This window comes from Pricia sp. (assembly GCF_041745955.1).
In the GTDB taxonomy this organism is placed as follows: domain Bacteria; phylum Bacteroidota; class Bacteroidia; order Flavobacteriales; family Flavobacteriaceae; genus Pricia.
In genome coordinates this window covers 1-8,076 of the sequence record NZ_JBGTHY010000188.1, presented here as the reverse complement: position 1 = coordinate 8,076, position 8,076 = coordinate 1, and the positions used below count along the sequence as shown (strand labels likewise).

At 45.3% G+C, this 8,076-nt stretch carries 7 protein-coding genes and 2 pseudogenes; 2 read left to right on the top strand and 7 right to left on the bottom strand.

Going from position 1 to position 8,076, the window contains the following annotated elements; genetic code table 11:
* The 5 genes and pseudogenes from secA to ACEW8S_RS06635 form a co-directional block, all read right to left on the bottom strand.
* Window positions 1–2,433, bottom strand: a 2,433-nt coding sequence (secA, locus tag ACEW8S_RS06655; protein WP_373517388.1) for a preprotein translocase subunit SecA, incomplete at its 3' end; no start/stop codon positions are given.
* Between the two features lie 375 nt (window positions 2,434–2,808).
* Window positions 2,809–3,033, bottom strand: coding sequence for a DUF2795 domain-containing protein (locus ACEW8S_RS06650; protein ID WP_013994285.1), 225 nt, complete (start codon window positions 3,031–3,033; stop codon window positions 2,809–2,811).
* A 152-nt stretch (window positions 3,034–3,185) separates the two neighbouring features.
* On the bottom strand, window positions 3,186–3,767 hold the full coding sequence (locus tag ACEW8S_RS06645; RefSeq protein ID WP_373517387.1) for a cob(I)yrinic acid a,c-diamide adenosyltransferase: 582 nt from the start codon (window positions 3,765–3,767) through the stop codon (window positions 3,186–3,188).
* Between the two features lie 179 nt (window positions 3,768–3,946).
* Complete coding sequence (locus ACEW8S_RS06640; protein ID WP_373517386.1) at window positions 3,947–4,450, bottom strand: hypothetical protein; 504 nt, start codon at window positions 4,448–4,450, stop codon at window positions 3,947–3,949.
* Between the two features lie 135 nt (window positions 4,451–4,585).
* Window positions 4,586–4,789 (bottom strand): annotated as a pseudogene (locus ACEW8S_RS06635) (ABC transporter C-terminal domain-containing protein); the annotation flags it as partial.
* 186 nt (window positions 4,790–4,975) lie between these two features.
* Here ACEW8S_RS06635 and ACEW8S_RS06630 point away from each other — a divergent pair.
* Entirely contained in the window at window positions 4,976–5,260 is a 285-nt protein-coding gene (locus ACEW8S_RS06630) for a hypothetical protein (protein WP_373517389.1), read from the top strand.
* Here the strand turns inward: ACEW8S_RS06630 and ACEW8S_RS06625 are convergent.
* Together ACEW8S_RS06625 and ACEW8S_RS06620 are read right to left on the bottom strand one after the other, a co-directional pair.
* Window positions 5,147–6,475: pseudogene (locus tag ACEW8S_RS06625) on the bottom strand (ABC-F family ATP-binding cassette domain-containing protein); the annotation flags it as partial. The gene ACEW8S_RS06630 and the pseudogene ACEW8S_RS06625 sit on opposite strands and share 114 nt — an antisense overlap.
* 32 nt (window positions 6,476–6,507) lie before the next feature.
* Complete coding sequence (locus ACEW8S_RS06620; protein WP_373517385.1) at window positions 6,508–7,686, bottom strand: DUF4105 domain-containing protein; 1,179 nt, start codon at window positions 7,684–7,686, stop codon at window positions 6,508–6,510.
* Between the two features lie 102 nt (window positions 7,687–7,788).
* Between ACEW8S_RS06620 and ACEW8S_RS06615 the strand changes: the two genes are divergently transcribed.
* Window positions 7,789–8,076: phosphatidylcholine/phosphatidylserine synthase (locus ACEW8S_RS06615; RefSeq protein WP_373517384.1), on the top strand; the 288-nt coding region annotated here is incomplete at its 3' end.

Sequence of the window (8,076 nt, the reverse complement as noted above, 5' to 3'; positions counted from 1 at the left end):
GTAGACGACCTCACGCTGTGCGTTCATTACATCATCATATTCCAACAAACGTTTACGCACGCCGAAATTGTTTTCCTCTACTTTTTTCTGGGCGCGTTCTATGGATTTGGTCATCATGCCGTGTTGAATGACCTCACCTTCTTCAAGGCCCATCCTGTCCATCATCTTGGCGACCCGTTCCGATCCGAAGAGGCGCATGAGGTTGTCTTCGAGGGACACGTAGAACTGAGAGCTTCCGGGATCACCTTGACGCCCTGAACGACCCCGTAGCTGCCTATCTACCCGACGGGAATCATGGCGTTCGGTACCAACAATGGCGAGTCCGCCTGCTTTTTTGACCTCGGCGGAGAGTTTGATATCCGTACCACGGCCGGCCATGTTGGTAGCGATGGTCACAATTCCCGATTTGCCGGCTTCTGCGACAACATCGGCTTCCCTTTTATGGAGCTTCGCGTTGAGGACGTTGTGATCTACTTTTCGAAGGTTCAGCATACGCGATAAGAGCTCCGAAATTTCCACCGATGTCGTACCGATCAAAACAGGTCTTCCGGCCTGTGAAAGCTCGGTTACCTGATCGATGATAGCGTTGTATTTTTCGCGTTTGGTCTTATAGATAAAATCGTTTCTGTCATCACGGGCAATTGGGCGGTTCGTTGGAATTTCCATGACATCCAACTTATAGATTTCCCAAAATTCCCCGGCTTCGGTGACTGCCGTACCGGTCATACCGGACAGCTTTTTGTACATTCTAAAATAGTTCTGTAGGGTAACCGTGGCGAAGGTCTGGGTCAGGGCTTCGATCTTTACGTTCTCTTTGGCCTCGATGGCTTGATGCAGGCCATCTGAATAGCGGCGACCGTCCATTATACGTCCGGTCTGCTCGTCTACGATCATTACCTTATTTTCCATCACAACATACTCGACATCCTTTTCAAAAAGTGTATAGGCCTTCAACAGTTGGCTCAAAGTGTGTATACGCTCGCTTTTGATACCGAAATCCTTGAAAAGTTCTTCTTTTAGCTCAGCCTCCTTTTCGATTTCGAGGTTTTGGCTTTCGATTTTAGCGATTTCACCACCGATATCGGGCATTACAAAGAAATCACGGTTTTCTTCCCCCGAAATATAATCGACACCCTTATCGGTAAGCTCGATCTGGTTGTTCTTTTCATCGATTACAAATAGCAGATCTTCATCGACTTTTGGCATTTCGCGATTATTGTCCTGCATATAGAAATTCTCGGTCTTTTGCAAGAGCTGTTTTACACCTTCTTCACTCAAAAATTTTATCAATGGCTTGTTCTTGGGCAGACCACGATGTACCCTTAACAATTGAAAACCACCTTCTTTGGTGTCGCCATCTGCAATCAGTTTTTTAGCCTCTGCCAAAACGCCTGTTAAATGTTGGCGCTGTTTGTTGACAATATCGCCCACTTTTGGTTTCAGTTCGTTGAATTCATGGCGATTGCCTTCGGGCACCGGTCCGGATATGATCAATGGTGTACGCGCATCATCGACCAAAACGGAATCGACCTCATCGACGATAGCATAATGGTGCGGGCGCTGTACGATATCTTTGGGCTTGTGCGCCATATTATCGCGTAGATAATCGAAACCGAACTCGTTGTTCGTACCATAGGTGATATCGGCATTATAGGCCGCCCTTCTTCCTGCGGAGTTCGGCCGGTGGTAGTCGATACAGTCCACGGAAAGGCCATGGAATTGAAAGATGGGGGCCATCCAGGCACTGTCCCTTTTGGCCAGATAATCGTTTACGGTTACTAAGTGTGTCCCTTTGCCGGCAAGGGCGTTGAGGTAGAGCGGAAGGGTAGCCACCAAGGTTTTACCTTCACCCGTCTGCATCTCGGCAATTTTGCCTTGATGCATGGCTATACCACCGATCAACTGTACATCGTAGTGTATCATGTCCCAGGTGACCTCCTTACCGGCGGCATCCCAAGAATTTTTCCAGATGGCCGATTCGCCGTCGAGGGTAACATAGTCTTTGGTGCCGGAAAGTTCCCTGTCATATTCCGAGGCGGTTACGGTTAGGGTCTCGTTGTGAAAGAAGCGTTTTGCGGTTTCCTTCACCACGGCATAGGCGACCGGTAAAATTTCGTTCAAGGTATCTTCCGTGGTTTTATAGGCTTCTTCCTTGAGTTTGTCGATCTCCGCGTAGATATCCTCGTTTTTGTCAATATCATCGGATGCCTTTACTTCTTCCTCCAAGGCCTGTATCTGCCTTGTGATTTCGCTGATATCCTCGGCTATCTTTAGTTTGAAGGTATTCGTCTTGTCCCGCAGTTCGTCGTTGCTGATAGACTCCAATTGCTGTTCAAAAGATTTTATCTGGTCGACTAAGGGGCCTAGGGCCTGTACATCTTTTTTTGATTTATCCCCTACAAATATTTTGATGACCGAATTTAAAAGACTCATTTTATGCTGATTAATAGTAAACCGCTTTGTTCGGAACCTTATACGGTAAGCGGCGAAGTATCCGTTTTTGACTGTAGTCGTGCAATAACAACAAAAGGCATTCCAACAATGGAATTCGTGAAAAAACGACTCTATAGCTGCCAAAATTACATAAAGAACTTGTTTAAACCTTTTCTTTTACCTTCGAATATCAAATTTTGCGCCCATACTTCCTCATTTTTTACCGACGTAGCCCTGCTATGTTTGCGAAAAATGATATCATTTGGTCACTGAAGCCGCTATTCTGGATTCCAAACAAAAAGTTCAAACGAGTTCATAAAAAAAAGTCTCCATGGAGACTTTTTTTTATGAATTATTAATGGAATAATGATGGTATCAATATTCGTCCTCGTTCCAGAGGTAATCCTCTTCTGTGGGATAATCCGGCCAGATTTCCTCGATGGATTCGTATATCTCTCCGCCTTCCTCTTCCATGGATTGCAGGTTTTCTACTACCTCCAATGGCGCTCCGGTACGAATGGAATAATCGATCAATTCGTCTTTAGTTGCCGGCCAGGGTGCATCGCTTAAATACGATGCCAGTTCTAATGTCCAATACATGCTACTATCGTGATTTTAATTTTTTGCAAAAGTAATTTTAAAAAGCACATGGGCAAGTAAAATTGACACTTTCTGCTAAAATTTGTTAGTATACTACTGCGATAACGATTAAATAATGAATTTATTGGAGAAAACCAAAACGATTTACGCTTTTATGGGGTATCGTTGCGCTCCGGCATCCATTGTATCTCTACCGCCTTTAAATCAAGGGACAATTTTCGTGCCAGTACAAACAGATAATCCGAAAGTCGGTTTATATATTTCAATAGGTTTGGGTTGAACGGAACATGCTCATGGAGTAGGGTACACATCCGTTCGGTCCTTCGGCAGACCGTTCGCGCAATATGACAGTATGACACGGTCGTGTGTCCACCGGGAAGTATAAAATGGGTCATTTGGGGTAATAATGCTTCCATTGTATCTATTTCGGTTTCCAAAACAGTAATGTCGGCATCCGATATTTCGGGAATGTTCAAACGTTTCTTTCCGGTTTTCAACACTGCTTTTGCGGGGTCGGTAGCTAATATGGCGCCAACGGTGAACAGTTTTTCCTGAATTCGGATCAGTATATCCTTAAAATGTTCTTCAATATCTTGATCACGAATCAGGCCCAACCACGAGTTCAGTTCGTCTACCGTACCGTAGCTTTCAATTCGGATATGGTGTTTTTTGACCCGAGTACCGCCGATCAGTCCCGTAGTGCCATCGTCGCCGGTCTTTGTGTAGATTTTCATGGTTGTTCCTTTTCCTCGTTTTTTCGTTCATAACCTTCCATAAATTTACGGTCTTTGCGGCGGTTTGAACTTCTTCGGTTTGAAAACGTAATAAAGAGGTATACTACAAAAAGTATCCCCACAACGGCATAAATTGTATACTTGGCCATGTTAAAATTCTAAGCCTTAAAGTTACAACATCAAATTCGTATCTTGAAATGTTCCTTGGCTTGTTCTTTTCGAAAAAATACCGCCCCGCAGTAAAACATGTCTACGGTTACCGTTACGTTTTGATGGCTCTTGATTTTTTCCCAAAGGGAAAGATTGGTGGCGTTACCATGAATATTTTCAACGAGTAGTAAGGTGTTATTATGGATTTTTTTTTCTTCGGATGTCGTACAGACCAGTTTTTTGGCTTCGAATGGATTTGTAAATAGGAGGTCGTACGGCCCGTTCTGGAACTTTACCGAAGGAAACTCGCGCTGTATCTCCTTTTGGATACTGTCTTTTTTAGGGGGAAGCCATACGCGTTCTGCTTGAAAATAAGCGATACTTTTCAATAGGATGTTTAGGGATTTGCCTTTGCTATACTTTGATTTTGAAAACAGGCATTTCGTAACATAATTATAAACGAAGGGAGAGTGGACGCCGTGCTGGTCGGTGGCGGTTAAGAGGAATTTGATATGGTTTAGGAAGTTTTGCAAGCGGATTAAAAGAGTTTTGATTATTTGTATCCTCTTTCGAATTTAAGAGGGATGGCAGTTTTGTTGACCTGTCTATGCCTCCGACCCGCCTAAAGCGGCCACATCCCTTGGTCTTAGGAAGCAGCCAAATTATTTTCAGCCTTCCAGCATCGCGGACAGCTCGAACCAACGCTCCGTTTTGGTTTCGATGGCATCCAAAATTTCCTGCAGCTCGATGGACAGGGTATCGATGTCCTCACCCGATAGTTCGGGATCGGCGAACTTTTGTTGGGTTTCCGCTTTCTTTTTTTCGAGTTTTTGGATGTCTTTTTCCAGGTTTTTATGCTCTTTTTGTTCCAAATAGGTCAATTTCGCTATGGAAACCTTGGAATCTTTTGATTTTCTAGCACTTTTGTCCTCAAAATTGTCCTTGGCATTCGATTTTTCCTTGCGCTCCTCGATGACCTTACTGTCTTCATAAACACGGTAATCCGAATAGTTGCCGGGGAAATCCTCCACCACGGCATCTCCCCTAAAAACGAAAAGGTGATCCACGATTTTATCCATAAAGTAACGGTCGTGGGAAACTACGATAAGACATCCGGGGAAATCCAAAAGAAAATTTTCCAAGACGTTCAGCGTTACGATATCGAGGTCGTTGGTAGGTTCGTCCAAAATCAAAAAATTCGGATTTTGAATCAGTACCCTACAGAGATACAATCGCTTGCGTTCGCCACCGCTCAGTTTGTCGACAAAATCGTACTGCTTCTTGCGGTCAAAAAGAAAACGTTCGAGCAGTTGTTGTGCCGAAATCTGACGTCCCTTTTTTAAGGGGATAAAATCCCCGACATCGCGGATGACATCGATGACCTTTTGGCCCGCCTTGATTTCGATGCCCGCTTGGGTATAATAGCCGAACTTGGTGGTTTCACCGACGACGACCTTACCGGCATCGGGCTGATCCGTACCCGTAAGAATGTTCAGAAAAGTGGTCTTTCCTGTCCCATTTTTTCCGATTACACCGATGCGCTCGCCCTTGGTAAACGTATACTCGAATTGGTCGAGAATCGGTTTATCGGGGTAGGATTTTGAGATTTTATGCAGTTCGAGAATCTTGCTGCCCACCCGCTCCATATTGATTTCCAACTGTACCTCGTGCTCTTTGCGGCGCTGGCTGGCCTTTGCCCTTATCTCCTGAAAATCGTCGATACGCGATTTGGACTTGGTCGTACGCGCTTTGGGCTGTTTGCGCATCCAGGTCAGTTCTTTTTTGAAGAGCTGCTCCGATTTGTGCTGTTCCGCGGATTCCTGTTCGATGCGGGCTTCCTTTTTTTCGAGATAATAGCTGTAATTGCCCTTGTATGGATAGAGTTGGCCTTTATCGAGCTCAATAATCTCGTTGCAGATGCGTTCCAGAAAAAAGCGGTCGTGGGTGACCATAAACAGGGTCATGTTTTCCTTGGCGAAATACTCCTCCAGCCACTCGATCATCTCAAGGTCCATATGGTTGGTGGGCTCGTCGAGTACCAATAGGTCCGGTTTATTGATCAGGGCGTTCGCCAGGGCAAGGCGTTTTTTTTGTCCCCCGGAAAGCTTTCCCACGTTGGCGTGAAGGTCTTCAAGCTTGAGCTTAAAAAGGATTTGCTTGTAAAGCGTCTCGAAATCCCAGGCATTAAAACGCTCCATCCCCTCGAAGGCGGATTGGTAGGCATCGGCATCCCCGGGATTCTCCAAGGCCTTTTCATACTTGTGGATGACCTTAAGAATCTCGTTATCCGAAGCAAAAATAGTCTCCTCGACGGTCAGATTTGGGTCAAGGTCGGGTTCCTGCTCCAAAAAAGACATACGGATGCCCTTGCGGTAGTTGACCTGTCCGCTATCCGGTGTATCGGCACCGGACATGATAGTAAGGATGGACGTCTTGCCCGTGCCGTTCTTGGCGATCAGCGCGATTTTTTGGCCCTTGTTGATACCAAAGGACAGGTCTTTGAAGAGCACCAGCTCCCCGAAGGATTTGGAAATGTTTTCTACGGAAAGAAGATTCATGTATTGGGTTCAATTTATAGTTAGTGGTTTTGTTATGCGATTTTCGGGGTTTGGTACGACCAGAACAGAAAAAAGTATCGAGCGGCCAAGACCAACCATACTAAAATCAATACCGGAGAGAAAACTTGTACGCCGAACAGCCATAACACTAGGGTAATGGCAAGTAAGGCTAGTAAAACCAGGACGTATTTGGCGACCCAGTTCGGTCCCCTTTTTTGCGCAGCGATAAAGGCAATGATCAAATTGGGAGGAAAGGCCCATAAAATATTGAAGTTGCCAGCGGTCGCGGTATGGTCCGTGCAGCACCAGAGCAAAACCATGACCGAGCCCGCTATGCCTGTCACAAAGAAAAGAATGAAATCAAGCCAGCGACGTCGGGAATTGCCCTTGAAATCGAGATAGGTCAATAGTAAAATCAGGATAAGAAAAATCGATACTATAAAGACCGGGGACAAGAAAAAGTGAGGCCGATTGTCAACGGGTTCAAAGCTTAAAATATCTTCCGTTTCAACCGCCAAGGGTTTTGTGCCCAGTTTTGCCTTGTCCATTTGTTTCATAATGAACTCCGGTAAGAACATATGCTCTTTGGGCGTCGCGATATCATCGATGACCGACCCCAGGGCCATATCGATGCCGAAACCGGACCAAGAGTTGGTCGGTACATTTTGGTGGATAAGTTGGCGGTGGGTATACAGTTCGCCCAGATAATTTTCATCTAGCACCAACTTGTCGCCATATACCTCTTTGAGCACGTCCCAAATTTTGGTTGCGCAGTTGTTGTAAAAGAAATCGTATTTATAATCCCGGTTTTCCGGTAGATAATTGGTTTCGAGAAAATTGAAAAGGGCCTGTCGCTCGGATAAGGTCAGGTTCAGTTCTTGGCCTTTTATCCAACGTTTTTCTTCCTCATATCCTATTAAAAAATAGGAAAAAGGCTGCCGGGCCAAGGTGTAATCGAGTTTGCCGCGGGCAAATTTGGTATAGAAATTCGGCGTTGTAAAATCGAACGTTCCATAATTAAATACGGAGTCGATACCCAAAGTCGGATCTTGCACGCGAATTGCGCTATGCCCGAAGCTGGAGTACAGCTCACTGCCCGAACCCGCCGTAAGCACACTGATTTCGGATAGTGGCGACAGTTCGATTTTCTGGGAATATAATCCTAACGAGAGGCCAAATAATAGTAAAAAAAATAATTTCTTCGATGGCATTTCAAACACTCAATGATTTAATGGCGCAAATATCCGAATAAATTATGGGTCAGCATGATTCATGGGAATTTGTATTATTTTTACGAACAGCAAAACATTCCCATGAAAAGACACATTCCCAACCTGATTACCTTGCTCAACGTCTTCTGCGGCTGCATTGCGACCGTATTCGCCGTGCTGAACCAACTGGAATTGGCGGCTATTTTCGTCTTTCTGGGGATATTCTTCGATTTCTTCGACGGACTTGCCGCACGGGCGTTGAACGTGAAAAGCGAACTGGGCCTTCAACTCGATTCGTTAGCAGATGTGATTACCAGCGGATTGGTGCCGGGTATCGTGATGTTTCAATTATTGGGCATGTCCATGACCGGAGGATGGAACGCTAGCGAC

What these genes read in the sequence shown, in the direction of transcription:
- ACEW8S_RS06620 (WP_373517385.1), bottom strand. Translation starts at nt 7,686, where the DNA reads ATGCCATCGAAGAAATTATTTTTTTTACTATTATTTGGCCTCTCGTTA.
- ACEW8S_RS06645 (WP_373517387.1), bottom strand. Translation starts at nt 3,767, where the DNA reads ATGAAAATCTACACAAAGACCGGCGACGATGGCACTACGGGACTGATC.
- ACEW8S_RS06650 (WP_013994285.1), bottom strand. Translation starts at nt 3,033, where the DNA reads ATGTATTGGACATTAGAACTGGCATCGTATTTAAGCGATGCACCCTGG.